Source organism: Gordonia sp. L191 (assembly GCF_030077625.1).
Taxonomy (GTDB): Bacteria; Actinomycetota; Actinomycetes; order Mycobacteriales; family Mycobacteriaceae; genus Gordonia; species Gordonia polyisoprenivorans_A.
In genome coordinates, this window is record NZ_CP125996.1 from 2,533,016 (window position 1) to 2,549,101 (window position 16,086).

Here is a 16,086-nt window from a genome sequence, read left to right on the forward strand (position 1 = left end):
TTTCGCGGTCAGCGGGTGAGCAACTCCCGCAGCTTCTTTCGGCTGACCTTGCCCACCCCGGTCTCGGGGAACGCGTCGATCACCTCGATGGCGTCGGGGAGCTTCCATTCGGCGAGGCCGGAGTTGCGGACGAAGGCGCGCAGGCCCGCCAGGGTGGGCGGGTCGTCGGTGTCGGCGGGCACCACATAGGCACAGGTGCGTTCGCCCAGGTACGTGTCGGTCGCGGCCACGACGATCGCGTCGCGGACCGACGGGTGGGCCAGTAGATGCTCCTCGACCTGTTCGGCCGAGACCTTCTCACCGCCGCGGTTGATGCGATCGGCGGCCCGGCCCCGCACCACGAGGTTGCCCTGCGCGGTCAGCTCGACGACGTCACCGGTGCGATACCACCCGTCGGCGGCGAACGACTCGGGGCTCGCGTCGCGCCAGTAGGAGCGAATCGTGTAGGGCCCCTGCGTTTCCAGGAAGCCGGGACCGTCGGTGACCGGCGCCCCGTGCTCGTCGACGAGCCGCAGCTCGTCCAGTGACGACATCGGTCTGCCCTGCGTGGAGGTGATCTGGTCGTCCGGGTCGTCGAGCCTCGTGTAGCAGACCAGACCCTCGGCCATCCCGAACACCTGCTGCAGCCGCACCCCCAGAGCGGGGCCGATCCGCCGCGCCAGCTCGTCGGGGCACCGCGCACCGCCGACCTGCACGGTCTGCAGACTCGACAGGTCCAGCGAGGTACCGGCCTCGGCGGTCTCGGTCCACAGCCGGGCCAGCGGCGGCACCAGGCCCACCATAGTGACCCGTTCGCGTGCAACGAGTTCCCAGGCGATCGATGGCGTCGGGCTCGGCGAGAGCACCACCGTCGCGCCGGCGTACAACGCACCGAGGATTCCCGGTGAACTCATCGGGAAATTGTGCGCGGCGGGCAGCACGACGAGATAGACCGTGTCCTCGTCGACACCGCAGACCTCGTTGCTGCGCCGCACGCTGTACAGGTAATCGGCAGCCGTGCGCGGAATCAGCTTGGGCACACCGGTACTGCCGCCGGAGAGCTGCAGGAAGGAGAGTTGCTCGGGATCGGCGCGGCCATGCTCGACCGGTGGCGCCCAGAGCTCCTCGAGAGTGTCGGAGTCGATGAGCAGTCGCACCGAGTCGACCTCGTCGGCGACGCGCTGCGCCAGGGCTCGGTAGTCGACGCCGCGACCGCCCGCCGGAGAGATGATGGCCACCGCTGCGGCCGACCGGGCGATGCCGACCAGCTCGGTCTCGCGGTGGGCGGGTAGCCCGAAGACGGGCAGGGCGCGTGCCCGGAACAAGGCGAACACCGCCTCGACGTAGGCCACGGAGTTCGGGATCTGCACGATCACCCGGTCGTCGGCCGCAATACCCAGGCCGACCAGTCCGGCCGCCAGCCGATCGACGCGTTCGTCCAGCTCGGCATAGGTCAGCGAGCGGTCGTCGTCGACGACGGCGATCTTCTCCGCGAAACGCGGATCAGCGGCCCGTGCGGTGAGGATGTCATCGAAGGTCTCGCCCGACCAGGTACCCGACGTGCGGTAGTTCTCGGCGAGTTCGGGGGGCCAGGGTGTCACATGCACAAGGTGAGGCTACCCTAATGCCGTGGCCATTCCCCCGATCGCTCCGTACCAGATACCCGAGGGCCCCTTCCCCGCCCGCGTGGAATGGACGTTGCAACCCGAACGTGCCGCGCTGCTGATCCACGACATGCAGCGCTACTTCATCGATGCCTACCGGCTCGACCACGAACCGATGGCCACCGCGCTGCCCAACATGATCGCGATCCGCGAAGCATGTTCGGCGGCAGGTGTTCCGGTGGTCTTCACCGCCCAGCCCGGCGATCAGCATCCGTCACGACGCGGCATCCTCTCCGACTTCTGGGGCAAGGGACTCGCCTCGGGACGCGACGAGGAGGTCATCGAGCAACTCGCGCCCCGTGACGGCGACATCTGTGTCACCAAGTGGCGATACTCCGGATTCCAGCGCACCGACCTGCGTCAACTACTCGCCCATCACGGCCGGGACCAGTTGATCGTGGTGGGCGTGTACGCGCACATGGGCTGCATGATCAGCGCCACCGATGCGTTCATGAGCGACGTCGCCCCCTTCTTCGTCGTCGACGCGATGGGCGACTTCTCCCGTGACGAGCACCGCATGGCCGCCGAGTACATCGGCAAGCGCGCCGGACGGGTCGTCCGCGCCGCGCAGGTGCTGCGCGCCGTGCAGGGAGCGGCCACAGAACACGCCTCTGGCGGTGTCGGCACGGATCGGTCCGGGGTCACGGCGTGACCGCAGGATCCACCGCCGGGGTGGCCGGGGTGGCCGGTCAGGTCGCCCTGGTGACCGGCGCCGCCGGCGGCATCGGGTCTGCCGTCGCCGGCGCCCTGAAGGCCGCCGGAGCCACCGTCATCGGATGGGATCGTCAGCCCGACACCGATGTTCGTGCCGTCGACGTGAGCGATCAGGATGCGGTGCGCGCCGCCTGGGACGAGCTCGACACCGAACACGGTCCGATCGGTGTGGTGGTCGCCGCCGCCGGGGTGATGAGCGACGACTGGGACACCTGCATGGCCGTCAACGCCGGTGGCGTCCGCAACCTCCTCGACGTGGCACTGCCCCCGATGACCGCACGTCGACGAGGGTCGGCGGTGGTCGTCTCCAGCAACGCAGCAGCCGTGCCGCGGACCGCGTTGCCTGCGTACGCGGCATCCAAGGCCGCCGCCACCTCCTACGCACGGTCACTCGGGCTGGCCGCGGCGCCCTCCGGCGTACGCGTCAACATCGTCTCCCCCGGGTCCACCGACACCCCCATGCTGCGCGGGATGTGGACCTGCGACGCCGATCGCGACGCGGTGCTCGGCGGGGACGCCGCGCACTTCCGATTGGGCATACCGCTCGGCCGGATCGCCGACCCGGCCGACATCGCCGAGACCGTCGTCTTCCTCGCCTCGGATGCGGCGCGCCACGTGACGCTGCACGACCTGCGGGTCGACGGAGGTGCGACGTTGGACATGTGACCCCGTCGCCGCGAGCAACGCCGCACCTGATGGCACCGCGCTCGCCCCACCGCTGACATCGCGACCGCTGAAATCCCCGACCTGCTGACATCCTCGACTGTCGATATCCCGACTGTCGAAGTCTCACTCCACTCCTCCTACACAACCGATTGGATTCTCGTGAAGAACACACGACCGATGCTGCGCGGCCTGGTGGTGGCCGTCGCAGTGGGCCTGATCGCCTTCCTCGGCGCCTGCTCCTCCCCCGACGACGACTCGGCGCAGAGCAGTTCGTCGTTCACCCCGGTGACCATCGATCACGAATACGGCTCGACGGAGATCACCGCCAAGCCCACCCGCGTGGTGACACTGCTCAGTGACTGGACCGATACCCTTGCGGCACTGAATATCCCGATCACCGCGGCGTTCGTCCCGAAGGGCACGCCGACGTTCTCGTGGACCCCCGCCAACAACGCACAGGTCGTCGAGGTCGCCGACCCGACCCAGGTGACCGTCGCCGAACTGGCCAAGTTCAACCCCGACCTCATCCTGGCCGGCTACCTCGGCAGCGAGGACCAGTACAACAAGCTCAAGGGGATCGCCCCGACGATCCCGGTACTGACCAAGGGCGCCACCGCCGACACCTGGGAGCAGCTGGCCACGACGGCCGGCAAGATCTTCGGCGTCGGCGATCAGGCACAGAAACTGATCGATGCCACCAATGGTGAGATCTCGACGTTCAAGTCGAACAACGCCAAGGCACAGGGCAAGACCTTCACCTTCGCGCAGGTGGGCCCGACCGGTCAGGTCGGGGCGATCAACTCCACCAAGGATGCCGCTGCGGGCCTGATCGCCCAGCTCGGCTTCACCCTGAACCCGCAGGTGGCCGCACTGCACAACGGTCAGTCCACCCGTGCGCTGATCTCGCCGGAGCGGATCGACCTGCTGAACTCGGATCTGCTGGTCGTCTATGTTCCCGGCGGCAACAACGCCGTGGTGAACCAGGTACCCGGCTGGAGCAACCTCACGGCCGTCAAGAACGGTACGGTCGTCTACCTCGACGACAAGACCCAACCCGCGTTCAGCGTGCCCAGTGCGCCGTCGGTCGGGTTCGTCATCGACACCCTGAATCCGGTGGCCGCCAAGCTCTGACCCGCGTGCGACCGACCCGCTGAAGAACACCGGCGCCGCACCTCGAAGGTGCGGCGCCGGTGTGCGTTCGGGGTGTCGGGTCAGCGGTTGTCGAAGGTCTCGATGATGCGCTGCGCGCCGAGCGCGGGGGTCAGCGTGGCCTCGCGCACCTGCTGCTCGACCTCGGCGCGCACCGACTTGACCTCGGGGGAATCGGCGAGGCGTGCCAGCACGGTCTCGCGCGCCATCTCCCACATCCACTCGATCTGCTGGCGGTTGCGTCGGGCCTCGAATTCGCCTGCGGCGAGCAGGGTCTCGCGATGACGCTCGACCGCCGCCCAATACTCGTCGACACCGGTGTTCTCCAGCGCGCTCATCGTCTGCACGGGTGGGAACCACAGTGCGTCGTGCGGATAGATCAGCCGCAGGGCGTTCTTCAGCTCGCGGGCCGCCGCGTTGGCCTCGGTGAGGTGCTTGCCGTCGGCCTTGTTGACGATGATCACGTCGGCGAGTTCGAGGACACCTTTCTTGATGCCCTGCAACGAATCCCCGGTGCGGGCCAGGGTCAGGAACGAGAACGTGTCGACCATGTTGGCCACCGCGACCTCCGACTGGCCGACGCCGACGGTCTCCACCAGCACGACGTCGAAACCTGCGGCCTCGACGAGGACGATCGACTCGCGGGTGGCCTTGGCGACCCCGCCGAGCGTGCCGGACGTCGGTGACGGCCGGATGTAGGCGCGCTTGTCCATCGACAACCGGCCCATCCGGGTCTTGTCCCCGAGGATTGACCCGCCGGTGCGCGTGGAGGACGGGTCGACGGCGAGTACCGCGACCTTGTGCCCCTGCTCGATGAGATGCAGTCCGAGTGCTTCGATCGTGGTGGACTTGCCGACCCCCGGGACGCCGGTGATGCCGACCCGAAACGACTTGCCCGAGTGCGGAGTCAGACGCAGGAGCAGCTCCTGCGCCGCGGCGCGGTGATCGGGCCGACGCGACTCGACGAGGGTGATCGCGCGGGCGAGGTCCGCGCGACGGTCGTCGAGGATGGCCTCGGCGAGCGCATCCACGTCCACCCGCCGGCGCACCGCTGCCCGTGTGCCGCTCTGGTCGGTCACTCGGAAGCGACTCCGGCGAGTTCGAGCCCGAGGTTGTCGGCGAGCTTGCCGACGAGTTCGACCGCCGAGTCGGCGATGACGGTGCCGGGCGGGAAGATCGCCGCGGCGCCTGCCTCGTAGAGCTCCTCGAAATCACCGGGCGGGATCACCCCGCCGACAACGATCATGATGTCGGGGCGGCCGACCTCCTCGAGCGCCTTGCGCAGCGCGGGCACCAACGTCAGGTGCCCGGCCGCCAGCGACGACACACCGACGACATGGACGTCATTGTCGGCGGCCTGCGTGGCGACCTCCTCGGGGGTGGCGAACAGCGGGCCCACGTCGACGTCGAAGCCGAGGTCGGCGAACGCGGTCGCGATCACCTTCTGCCCGCGATCGTGTCCGTCCTGGCCCATCTTGGCGACCAGCACGCGCGGACGCCTGCCCTCGGCCTCGGCGAACTGCTCCACGATCTCCGTGGCCGCCTCGACGCCGGTCACCGCACCCACCTCATGTCGATACACCCCGCTGATGGTCTTGATCTCTGCCTGATGGCGACCATAGACCTTTTCCAGCGCCGCGGAGATCTCACCGACGGTCGCCTGCTGCCGCGCGGCCTCGATGGCCAATGCCATCAGATTGTTCTCCATGCCGCCGTCGTCGCTGGCCGCGGCGCGTGTCAGATCTGCCAGCGCCGCCTCCACCGCCGCCGAATCCCGGCCCGCGCGAAGGCGATCGAGCTTCTCGAGTTGCTCGGTACGCACCTTGGAATTCTCGACCTTGAGGACCTCGATCTCCTCGTCGTCCTCGACGCGGTACTTGTTGACGCCGATCAGCGGCTGCTGACCGGAGTCGATCCGCGCCTGCGTGCGCGCGGCGGCCTCCTCGATCCGCAACTTCGGCAGACCCTCGTTGATCGCCTGCGTCATGCCGCCGGTCGCCTCGACCTCGGCGATGTGCTCGCGCGCCTTCTGGGCGAGCTGATGGGTCAGCCACTCGACATAGTTGCTGCCGGCCCACGGATCGATGGGGCGTGTGGTGCCCGATTCCTGCTGCAACAGCAGCTGGGTGTTGCGGGCGATGCGGGCGGAGAAATCCGTCGGCAGGGCGATCGCCTCGTCGAGGGCGTTGGTGTGCAGCGACTGGGTGTGGCCCTGGGTGGCCGCCATCGCCTCGACGCAGGTGCGGGCGACGTTGTTGAACACGTCCTGGGCGGTCAGCGACCACCCCGACGTCTGCGAATGTGTGCGCAGCGACAACGATTTCGGGTTCTTCGGGTCGAACTGGACGACGAGTTCACTCCACAGCAGACGCGCGGCGCGCAGCTTGGCGACCTCCATGAAGAAGTTCATCCCGATGCCCCAGAAGAACGAGAGCCGCGGGGCGAACTTGTCGATGTCGAGACCGGCGTCGAGACCGGCACGGATGTACTCCACACCGTCGGCGAGGGTGTAGGCCAGTTCGAGATCGGCGGTGGCCCCGGCCTCCTGGATGTGATAGCCGGAGATGGAGATCGAGTTGAACCGCGGCATCTTCTGGCTGGTGTACTCGAAGATGTTGGAGATGATCCGCATCGACGGCTTGGGCGGATAGATGTAGGTGTTGCGGACCATGAACTCCTTGAGGATGTCGTTCTGGATGGTCCCCGCCAGCTTCTCCGGCGGTACGCCCTGCTCCTCCGCGGCAACGACATAGAGCGCCAGGATGGGCAGCACCGCACCGTTCATCGTCATCGACACCGACACACTGCCGAGATCGATCCCGTCGAAGAGCTGGCGCATGTCGAGGATGGAGTCGATCGCCACGCCCGCCATGCCGACGTCACCGGCGACCCGCGGGTGGTCGGAGTCGTAGCCGCGGTGGGTGGCCAGGTCGAAGGCCACCGACAGGCCCTTCTGCCCGGCGGCCAGGTTGCGGCGGTAGAAGGCATTGGATTCCGCCGCGGTGGAGAAACCCGCGTACTGACGGATGGTCCACGGCTGGTTGACATACATCGTCGGATACGGGCCGCGGATGAACGGCGCGGCACCGGGCACCGAGTCCAACGGATACGGGTGGGCGCCGTCGGTGGTGACCGCATCGCGGTCGGCGCGGGTGTAGACCGGCGTGACGTCGATCTGCTCGGGGGTGCTCCAGGTGACCTGCTCGGTGCTGTAGCCGTGGGCGGCCGAGAGGTTCCCGATCACCTCCGCGGCTGCGTCGGCCGGTACCGCCGGCACCTCGACGGCGAGGTCGACGTCGGCGAAACTCGGTATCACGGTTGTCTGTTCGGTGTTGGTCATGCGCTGGCTCCCGAGGTGGCGGGGACGGAGGGGACGAGCCGGTCGAAGAGGTCGGTGAGGGTGGCCACCGCATCGATGCCCACACGCAGCGAGCCGTCGGGACGGTCGTCACCGGCGGGCCATTCCTTGTCCGGACCGGCGAGCAGCACCTGCGCCAGACCCGCTGCCCGTGCGGCGGCCAGCGCCGCCGGACCGTCCTCGGCGTAGCGCGCCTTGGTGCCGCACAGGACCGCGATCGGCGTGCCGGTCTCGGCGATCGTGGTTCCGATGGTCGACGCGTCGAGCGGCCCGGGATTCACCGCCTCGATCCCGCCCGCCGCGAGCAGATTCGCGACGAAGGTGGTGCGGCCGTTGTGCTCGGCCACACTGCCCAACGGCAGCAACAGGATTCGCGGACGGGTTCCGGTGTCGGCGAAATGGGCGTCGGAGCGATCCCGCAACTGCTCGAAGGCGCGGCCGACACGAGCCAGCCGTGGAGTCGAACCGACGAGGTCGGTCGTCGTGGCGGGGGCGCCAGCGATCGGCTTCTCGGCGAGATTCGGGAACTCGTTGACCCCGGTCACCGATTCGCGACGATGGGCGACCTCCACATCCCGGGTGTGCAGCGATTCGGCAACCCGCTCGGCGATCCATCCCGAATCGAGGGCGGCGCGATACCCGCCCTGCTTCTCGATGTCGCCGAAGACCGCCCACGCGTTGGCCGCGAGGTCGTCGGTGAGCGATTCGACGAACCACGATCCGCCGGCCGGGTCGAGCACGCGTCCGATGTTGGACTCCTCGAGGAGCAACAGTTGGGTGTTGCGGGCGATCCGCCGGGAGAACGCGGCTCCGGAGGTGCGCGCGTCGGCGGGCAGCGCGGCGTCGTACCGCAGGACGGTGACCTGGTCGGCACCGCCGACGCCGGCACCGAAGGCGGCGATGGTGCTGCGCAGCATGTTGACCCACGGGTCGCGCTGGCTGTACATCGAGAGATCGGTGACCGCATGGGTCAGTGCGCCACCGGAGGTCGGCGCGCCGATCACCTCGGCCACCCGGGCCCAGAGACGCCGCAGCGCACGCAGTTTCGCGATTCCGGCGAACTGATCATCGGCGACCGAGACGGCAAAGGTGATCTGCTCCAGCGCTGCTGCCGAGTCGAGTCCGGCGGCGGTGAGATCACGCAGGTGTGCCACCGCGGCCGCCACCGACAATGCCAGCTCGAGTCCGTTGTCCGCGCCGGCGGTGGCGAAGTCGGTGCCGTCGACCCGCAGGGTGCGAACCGCGGCGCCGTGTGCTTCCGCGACCTCGACCGCCAGGGCCGTGGCCGCCTCGGATGCCACCGTGGGCCGACCCGAGTATGCGGCGGTCAGCGGTGAGAGTCCGAGGGACAGCGTCGTCGCCGCGGTCGGTGCGGCGGTGTCCGCGGTCGCGGGAGCACCGTCGAGGACGGCGAGCAGGGCGCGGGCGGCCTCGATACCCGAGGCGCCGGCGTCGAGGGTGATCGGTACCAGGTCCAGATAGACCCCGGACAGTGCGGTGGCGAGGTCGTCGGCCGACAGTGCACCCCCGACCGCCAGCCACAGTCCGCTGGTCCCGTTGTTCATCGCCTCGAGGATCTCGGCGTTGACCTGTTCGGCCGCTGCCGGGTCGTCGCCGAATCGTTCGGTCACCCGCCAGCCCGTGAGGACGTCGCGGTGCGGGTCGGCACCACGGACATAGGGAAAGCCGCCGGGGACACCGGGTTCGGTGGTCTCGTCCCGGCGCGTGTAGAGCGGGCGGACGGTCAGCCCGTCCCGGGTCTGCGTGGACAGCAGCGCCTCGGGAGTGTCGGGGAGATCGTCGACCTCGACGCGTCGTGACTTGGCGAGCACTCCGGCCGCGGCCCGCGACCATGTCTCGTATGCTTCGTCGAGCGCCTGTCGGGACTGCTCGGGCTGTTCACTGTGCTCGGGCATCGTGCTGCACACACCTCCATCATGCGCTCGGTCGAGAGCGTAGTTGACCTTAGCCGATCGCTCGCTCGGTACCGCACAGTAGGCCCGTGTCGTGACGTATGCCACGTCCGTCCCGCGTGACCGTGTGGCGGATCACGCGTGACCGTGCGGCGGAACGGTCGTGATCGCGCGAGGGCCGGCCGGGCCCACGCCCTACAGTGGAGCGGTGCGTAACGATCGCGGTGGTTCCGGCGAGTCCGTGGCGCCCACCTCGCCGAGTTCGCGTCGAGAAGCGATGGGCACCGCATCGCGTCACAGCATCCGCAATGCGATCATCGGGCTTGTCGCGGTGTGCGCTGTCCTGGCCATTTCCTACCTCGCCCCCATCCCGTCGGTCGGCAGTGTGCGCGACTGGGGTGAGAACCTGGGGCCGGCGTTCGTCTGGGTCTTCTTCGGCGCCTATGTGGTGTGCACGGCACTGCCGATCCCGCGCACGATCTTCACCGTCATGTCGGGAATCTTCTTCGGTCCGGTGGTCGGCGTGATCGGTGCGATGACCTCGGCAACCCTGGCTGCCTACCTGGCGTTCCGGGTGGCACGTGGCGTCGGGCGGTCCCGCATCCAGCCCTTCCTGCAGAGGCCGGTGATGCGAGCGGTCGAGTACCGGCTGGCTGCGCGCGGCTGGCTCGCCGTCGGGTCGCTCCGGCTGATCCCGGTCTGTCCGTTCTGGCTGCTGAACTACTGCGCGGGACTCTCGTCGGTGCGCACCGGCCCCTATCTGGCCGCGAGCGTGGCGTGCATGGCCCCGGGAACGGTGGCGGTCGTACTCCTCGGTGACGCGTTGACCGGTCGGCAGAATCCGTGGTTGCTGGGTCTGAGCGCCACGTTCTTCGCCATTGGTGTCATCGGACTCATCATCGACGTGCGGACACCCCTTCGATCATCAACCCCTAAAACTTGACTTCTTCATATCAAGTCATTGTGCTTGATTATCCGAGAGCAAGTCGCCATACTTGACCGCCATGAGGGTGCGTGCGCCGCACGGCGCTGCCGCAACCGCCCTGTCGGTGGCGGGTGATCTGCTGTGTTCGTGATGACGATCGACCAGCGCCGGAGCCGGACGGATCGCGACCGGGTTCCCGACCTGCTCGCCGCCGTCGCCGACACCCCGGTGCTCCGCCCCTTCGACCGCACCGCCGGCGACGAGGTCCAGGCCGTACTCACCGACCCCGACGCCGTCGTCGCAGTCACCCTGCTGCTGGCCGACGAGGGGCACTGGAGCATCGGCATCGGCATCGGCGCCGTCGAGACACCGCTGCCGGCGCAGACCCGGGCGGGCCGGGGCGAGGCGTTCGAACAGGCACGAGCGGCGGTGGAGTCGGCCAAGGCCGCGCGGCCACCACTCGCGGTGCGCGGAGCGTCCCGGTGGGCCGAGCACGCCGACACCGCGCTGCGTCTGCTCACCGAGATCGTGACCACCCGCTCGGCCGCGGGCCGGGAAGCCGTGGCGCTGGTCCGTGGCGGTCTGCGCCAGACCGCGGCGGCCGAGGAACTCGGCATCACCCCGCAGGCCATGTCGCAGCGATTACGGGCGGCGCGCTGGGAACTGGAGTCGCCCACGCGAGAGCTCGTCGTCGATCTCCTCGCCCGGGCCGACCGACCTGCCGAGGATCGGCGATGACGGTCACCGCCATCACCCTGCTCGTCGTGATCGCCGCGCTCCCCGGTGCGGCGATGGCGGTGCACCGTCGGCTCGGCAACCGGAAGTGGCTCGACCCGGCGTCGGGCGTCATCTCGTTGCTGCTCGCCGCGGCGGCCGCACTGTGCGCCTGGTCGGGCAACGCACCGACGACCGAGGCCGTGTCCGTCATCGGATCCCTCGCGGCGGCAGCGGCCGCGGTCACCGCCGGCGGCGCGATCGTGCGATCGGTACTCATCGCCGGTGGGGTCACCACCGCCCCGGTCGGCACCACACCCCCCGCGGGCGGGCCGGCCGACCCCGAATCCGGTCCGCTGCGCGGCGGCCGGGTGATCGGCTACCTCGAACGGCTCGCCGTCGTCGGAACCCTGTTGCTCGGTTGGCCGGAAGGGCTGGCGATCATCCTCGCGGTCAAGAGTCTCGCCCGCTTTCCCGAACTACGCGCGCCGCATGCCAGCGAGCAGTTCATCATGGGCACCTTCGCCTCGGTGCTGTGGGCGTGCGGGATGGCCGGGGTGGGCCACCTCCTGGCCGTATGACGGTCCGATACGCCGGACTGGTCGGTTTCTCGAGCCCGAAATGTCAAGCGCTGAGCGGACTCTCAGCTAATTGACGGCGAAGTGCCAGATCCGGGCCGCATACTCGCGCGAGTGGGTTCGCAGACTTACGGACACGGCGTCTCCCTGCTCGACGGCTGGCTGCCGCTGACCATCGAGATCGTCGCCATCGTCCTCTTGATCCTTGTCGTCGCACGCCGGTCGCGACGATGGTGGCTGCTCTGGATTCCGGTCAGCGTCGGGGTCGGCGCACTGACGGTATGGGCCGCATACGAGTACTGGTCCTCAGAGGGTATGTCCTCCGACCCCGCGCCGCAGCTCTTGTGGTGGTGGATCGGCGCGCTGGGTGCCGCGGTGGCGCTGCTCGTCGTCGGTGCGCGACGCACCCAGTGGTGGCGCCGGGTGGCATCGCTGTTGTCGGTGATCGCCGTGCTCGCCGCGGCAGCACTCAGCGTGAACCAGTGGGTCGGCTACTTCCCGACCGTTCAGGAGGCGTGGGCACAGCTGACCGCCGGACCGTTACCCGATCAGATCGACAACTCGACACTGGCCGCCGACCGCAACACCGTGCAGACCACCGGCAAGGTGGTCTCCATCGACACCGGTTCGGCGCACAGCGATTTCACCCATCGCACCGAATACGTCTACCTGCCCCCCGCATGGTTCGCCGGCCCCACCCCGCCGACCCTTCCGGTCGTGATGATGATCAGCGGCGAATTCAACACCCCCGCCGACTGGATGCGCACCGGTCATGCCGTCCAGATCATCGACGCCTACGCGCGAGCACATCACGGACAGGCTCCGATCCTGGTCTTCCCGGATGTGGGCGGCAGCTTCAACAACGACACCGAATGCGTCAACGGTCCGCGCGGCAACGTCGCCACACATCTCACCGATGAGGTCCGTCCAGCGGTGATCTCGCAGTTCCACGCATCACCCGCCGCCGCCAACTGGGGTGTGGTCGGCTGGTCGATGGGCGGTACGTGCGCGGTGGACCTGGTGACCATGCACCCCGATGAATTCACCTCGTTCGAGGACATCGCCGGGGACGCAGCCCCCAACTCGGGCACCACGAGCCAGACGGTCAGCCGCCTCTTCGGCGGCAGCACCACGGCCTACGCCGACTTCGACCCGGCGACGGTCATGGCGCGCCACGGTCGCTACACCGGGGTCTCGGGGTGGTTCGACGAATCCTCCGGCGGCGGCTGGGGTCCCGGGGGTCCGGGACCCCACGGCGGGCAACACCCGGGACAGGGCGGCCGGGGCCAGGGACAGTGGGGTCAGGGGCATGGGGGCCAGGGTCATGGCGGTCAGGGTAAGTGGGGCGGTCAGGGCCAGGGCGGCACCGGACTCGGCGGCCGCGACGGCGGAGGGCACATCACCCCGGGGTCGGAGCTGACTGCGGCCCGAACACTGTGCGCCGACGGTGAGAAGGTCGGCATCGCCTGTTCGATCCACCTGCAATCAGGTGGTCACACATGGCAATTCGCCGAGCAGGCCTTTACCGACGCGCTGCCCACCATGGCCGCCGAGATCGGCGTCCCCGACGCCGGTCCGGTCCCGGCCACCGCGACACCGGCGCCATCGGGCACAGCGACACCGGCGCCATCCAGCACAGCGACACCGGGCACTCCGGCGGCGTCGGTGAATGCGATGTCCGCGCCCTCGACACCGCCTCCGGCGTGAGACCGCCCTCGACACCGCCTCCGGCGTGAGACCCCGCCCCGCGTGGAGCCCGGCGCCGCGGACCTACGAGCTCGACTCGGGGGTGTCGGTCGGGGCGGCCGACTCGACCGCGGGTGCCGCCGCGAATCCCGGTGCCGCATCGAGCGCGCCGGTCGGAGCGTTGGTGGACGGGGTGGTGTCGGCGGTGATGGAGCGCCGAGTGGCCGCACGCAGCGGCGCATCGGGTTCGACGGGCTGGCGGGCAACCGCCTCGGCCTCGGCGACCGCACGCGCCACCCGCGGGTCGGTGGTCATGTCGAACCAGCCCTCGGTGTCGGATTCGTCGACGTCGGCCGGGATGTCGTCGGAGGGTTCGTAGCGGAACACCCCGTCGTCGCCCTGGACGCCGAACGACTTCGCGAATCCCTGGAGGGCCGAACCGAAGTCCGTCGGCAACACCCACACCTTGCTGGCCTCGCCCTTGGCCATCTCCGGGATCTGCTGCAGGTACTGGTAGGCGAGGATCTCCGGTGTCGGCCTGCTCGCCTTGACCGCGGCGAAGGTCTTCTGGATCGCCTTGGCCTCGCCCTGCGCCTTGAGGTAGGTCGCCGCGCGGTCGCCCTGGGCGCGCAGGATGCGCGACTGCCGTTCGGCCTCGGCGGAGAGGATCGCGGCCTGCTTGGCACCCTCGGCGGACAGGATCTGGCTCTGCTTGGCACCCTCGGCGGTCTTGATCGCCGACTCGCGCTGTCCCTCCGCGGCCAGGATGGTCGCGCGCTTCTCACGGTCGGCCTTCATCTGCTTTTCCATCGATTCCTGGATCGACGGCGGCGGCATGATCGACTTGAGCTCCACGCGCGCCACGCGCAGTCCCCATCGCCCGGTCGCCTCATCGAGTACGCCGCGCAACTGGCCGTTGATCGAATCCCGGGAGGTCAACGTCTCCTCGAGGGTCATGCCACCGACCACGTTGCGCAGTGTGGTGATGGTCAGCTGTTCGACGCCGGCGATGTAGTCGTCGATCTCGTAGACCGCCGACCGCGGATTGGTGACCTGAAAGTAGACGACGGTGTCGATCGACAGGGTGAGGTTGTCCTCGGTGATCACCGGCTGCGGGGGGAAGGACACCACGCGTTCGCGGATGTCGACGCGCGCCCGGATGCGGTCGATGAACGGCACCAGCAGGGTCAACTGCCCTGACACGGTGCGGGTGTAGCGCCCCAGGCGTTCGATCACCGCTGCTTCTGCCTGCGGGATGAGGGCCACCGATTTAGCGAGGGTGACCACCACCAACACGATCACCAGGACGGCCACCACCAAGCCGATGTACTCCACGACTCTCACCCCTTCCATACGACGGCGGTCGCGCCGTCGATCTGCATCACGGTCACCTGTTCGCCCGGTTCGAAATGATCGCCGGGGGTCATCGCGCGGGCGGACCACTCCTCGCCGTCGATCTTCACCCGGCCGCGGTGTTCGTCGACGGACGCGAGGACCGTGGCGTGCTTGCCCTCGAGCGCCTCGACGTTGGTCAGCAATGCCGGTCGGGACATCAGATGCCGTTTGGCCACCGGCCGCACGAACGCCAACAACGCGACCGCCACCACTGCGAACACCACCACATCCACCCAGATGGGCGGTGAGACAAAGAAATCCACGCCCGTGGCGGCGAGCGCGCCACCACCGAGCATGAGCAGCACCAGGTCTCCGCTGACCATCTCGCCGATCAGCAGCACGATCACGGCCACCAGCCAGATCAGGGTGCTCATGCGTCCAGTCTGCCAGAATCACCATCCGGGCAGCGGCGATCCGGACCGCGCCTGACTCCCCGGAGCGATCGCCGACTCAGCCGTCGCCGTCCGCGGCCGTCACGAAGTCGATGAGTTCCTCGACCGAGCGCAACAGATCCACCTCGAGGTCACGGAAGTCGGTGACCTTCGAGAGCACCCGACGCCAGCCGTCTTGCGTTGTGCCCCAGCCCAATCGGGTGCACACACCGGTCTTCCACTCCTCCCCGCGCGGCACCGTCGGCCAGGCCCGGATGCCGACGGAGGCCGGTTTGACCGCTTCCCAGACATCGATGAACCGATGCCCACGAACGAGGACGTGCTCCCCCACCTCCGCGGTGAGACGTTCCTCCTTGGATCCCGCAACGAGGTGGTCGACCAGCACACCCGCGCGGCGATGGGCGGCAGGGCCGAAATCGGCGAGTACGGCGTCGAGGTTGTCGAGGCCGTCGAGTCCGACGACCACCACGCCCTCGGCGCGCAGATCCGATCCCCAGACGCGTTCGAGAAGAGTGGCGTCGTGCACGCCCTCGACGAAGATGCGGCTCGCCCGGGCGGTGCGGGCACGCGCCGCGGGCGCCACCCGCGATCCCGACGCGGTCCGCTGCGCCGCGACCGGGCCCCGGGTGCGCGGTCGGACCAGGGTCACCGGCGAACCGTCGATGAGGAACGCCGCGGGATGCATCACGAACACCCGCGTACGCCCGTGGCGGTCCTCGAGTCGAACCAGGTCGCCGGCATAGCTCTTCTCGAGTCCGACGACGGCGCCACAGAATCCGCTCGCCGCGTCCTCGACGACGAGGTCCCGCTCGGCGGCCACCTCGGGGGTGCGGGGCGCGGCGCGGCGCGGGGCCGCCAGTACATCTCGTCCGTAACGATCGTCGGTCACACCCGTCACGCTAACCAACTCCCGCCCCAGCCGCGGAGAGCCACGCCGGGCGCCGAGGCGTGAA

General features: G+C 69.0%; 14 protein-coding genes. 7 read left to right on the forward strand and 7 right to left on the reverse strand.

The genetic code is table 11. The features are described from left to right. Positions 1-8 precede the first annotated feature (8 nt). A complete protein-coding gene (locus tag QNM97_RS11300) occupies positions 9-1,586 on the reverse strand; it encodes a (2,3-dihydroxybenzoyl)adenylate synthase (RefSeq protein ID WP_283822798.1) in 1,578 nt (525 codons plus the stop codon). 22 nt (positions 1,587-1,608) lie between these two features. On the opposite strand from QNM97_RS11300, the gene QNM97_RS11305 reads away from it, so the two are divergent. From QNM97_RS11305 to QNM97_RS11315, 3 genes are all read left to right on the forward strand, one after another. Next, the gene (locus tag QNM97_RS11305; protein ID WP_283822799.1) at positions 1,609-2,295 is read left to right on the forward strand and encodes an isochorismatase family protein; all 687 of its coding nucleotides are present in this window, start codon (positions 1,609-1,611) and stop codon (positions 2,293-2,295) included. Then, positions 2,292-3,023, forward strand: a complete 732-nt coding sequence (locus QNM97_RS11310; protein ID WP_283822801.1) for an SDR family oxidoreductase — start codon at positions 2,292-2,294, stop codon at positions 3,021-3,023. Before QNM97_RS11305 ends, QNM97_RS11310 begins: the two co-directional genes overlap by 4 nt. A gap of 159 nt (positions 3,024-3,182) precedes the next feature. After that, a complete protein-coding gene (locus tag QNM97_RS11315) occupies positions 3,183-4,154 on the forward strand; it encodes an ABC transporter substrate-binding protein (RefSeq protein WP_208791191.1) in 972 nt (323 codons plus the stop codon). Between the two features lie 80 nt (positions 4,155-4,234). Here QNM97_RS11315 and meaB read toward each other — a convergent pair whose 3' ends face one another. The 3 genes from meaB to QNM97_RS11330 are packed head-to-tail and all read right to left on the reverse strand — an operon-like array spanning position 4,235 to position 9,446. Beyond that, the gene (gene meaB, locus QNM97_RS11320; protein WP_283822804.1) at positions 4,235-5,251 is read right to left on the reverse strand and encodes a methylmalonyl Co-A mutase-associated GTPase MeaB; all 1,017 of its coding nucleotides are present in this window, start codon (positions 5,249-5,251) and stop codon (positions 4,235-4,237) included. After that, positions 5,248-7,512: a methylmalonyl-CoA mutase gene (scpA, locus tag QNM97_RS11325; protein WP_283822805.1), complete on the reverse strand. Its 2,265-nt coding sequence runs from the start codon at positions 7,510-7,512 to the stop codon at positions 5,248-5,250. Before scpA ends, meaB begins: the two co-directional genes overlap by 4 nt. Then, on the reverse strand, positions 7,509-9,446 hold the full coding sequence (locus tag QNM97_RS11330; RefSeq protein WP_283822806.1) for a methylmalonyl-CoA mutase family protein: 1,938 nt from the start codon (positions 9,444-9,446) through the stop codon (positions 7,509-7,511). Before QNM97_RS11330 ends, scpA begins: the two co-directional genes overlap by 4 nt. Positions 9,447-9,651: 205 nt before the next feature. Here QNM97_RS11330 and QNM97_RS11335 point away from each other — a divergent pair, with 205 nt between their 5' ends. The 4 genes from QNM97_RS11335 to QNM97_RS11350 all read left to right on the forward strand — a co-directional run bounded on the left by QNM97_RS11335 (position 9,652) and on the right by QNM97_RS11350 (position 13,367). Then, entirely contained in the window at positions 9,652-10,386 is a 735-nt protein-coding gene (locus QNM97_RS11335) for a TVP38/TMEM64 family protein (protein ID WP_283822807.1), read from the forward strand. 123 nt (positions 10,387-10,509) lie between these two features. Beyond that, complete coding sequence (locus QNM97_RS11340) at positions 10,510-11,106, forward strand: hypothetical protein (protein WP_283822808.1); 597 nt, start codon at positions 10,510-10,512, stop codon at positions 11,104-11,106. Further along, complete coding sequence (locus tag QNM97_RS11345) at positions 11,103-11,663, forward strand: hypothetical protein (RefSeq protein WP_283822809.1); 561 nt, start codon at positions 11,103-11,105, stop codon at positions 11,661-11,663. Before QNM97_RS11340 ends, QNM97_RS11345 begins: the two co-directional genes overlap by 4 nt. Positions 11,664-11,774: 111 nt before the next feature. Beyond that, positions 11,775-13,367: an alpha/beta hydrolase gene (locus QNM97_RS11350; protein ID WP_283822810.1), complete on the forward strand. Its 1,593-nt coding sequence runs from the start codon at positions 11,775-11,777 to the stop codon at positions 13,365-13,367. Positions 13,368-13,430: 63 nt separating this feature from the next. On the opposite strand, the gene QNM97_RS11355 is transcribed toward QNM97_RS11350, so the two are convergent. The 3 genes from QNM97_RS11355 to QNM97_RS11365 all read right to left on the reverse strand — a co-directional run bounded on the left by QNM97_RS11355 (position 13,431) and on the right by QNM97_RS11365 (position 16,031). Further along, a complete protein-coding gene (locus QNM97_RS11355; protein ID WP_283822811.1) occupies positions 13,431-14,699 on the reverse strand; it encodes an SPFH domain-containing protein in 1,269 nt (422 codons plus the stop codon). Next, positions 14,687-15,115, reverse strand: a complete 429-nt coding sequence (locus QNM97_RS11360; RefSeq protein ID WP_006370106.1) for an NfeD family protein — start codon at positions 15,113-15,115, stop codon at positions 14,687-14,689. Before QNM97_RS11360 ends, QNM97_RS11355 begins: the two co-directional genes overlap by 13 nt. 76 nt (positions 15,116-15,191) lie before the next feature. Further along, positions 15,192-16,031: a DUF3097 family protein gene (locus QNM97_RS11365; RefSeq protein ID WP_283822812.1), complete on the reverse strand. Its 840-nt coding sequence runs from the start codon at positions 16,029-16,031 to the stop codon at positions 15,192-15,194. Positions 16,032-16,086: the final 55 nt, after the last annotated feature.